Raw genomic sequence first — 441 nt, forward strand, 5'->3', positions numbered from 1 at the left:
TCCTTTTGCAGGGGAAAAAGAGAAAATTCGTATTGGTTCTGGTAATAAAATCGGTCTGACTATAGAGGAGGTTGAAAAAATAGAAGCTCTAAAATTTGAAGAAGGTGCTTCAATTTGGCATACTCATAATGTATGGTTGTTTGCTTTCTATTTTGCAGGCATACGTATTTCTGATGTGGTTAAACTGAAATGGTCTGATTTTAAAGATAATCGTCTTTATTATGTAATGAATAAGAATGAAAAGGCGTTGAGCTTAAAAATTCCTGATAAAGCCGAAAAAATATTAAGCTATTACAGAAAGGACAAGATACTTTATAATGGATATGTATTTCCTTTTCTTAAAAATGTCCATCCTAAAGATGCTGAAGAAATCTATATAAAAACAAAAAATGCTACCAAACTTCTCAATAAATATCTAAAATGAATTGCAGAGGAATGTGG

General features: G+C 30.8%; 1 protein-coding gene. It reads left to right on the forward strand.

Going from position 1 to position 441, the window contains the following annotated elements:
• Window positions 1-424 (forward strand): site-specific integrase (locus HC176_RS16610; RefSeq protein WP_483414756.1); only part of this gene is annotated, 424 nt, incomplete at its 5' end.
• Window positions 425-441: the final 17 nt, after the last annotated feature.

This window comes from Tamlana crocina (assembly GCF_012037625.1).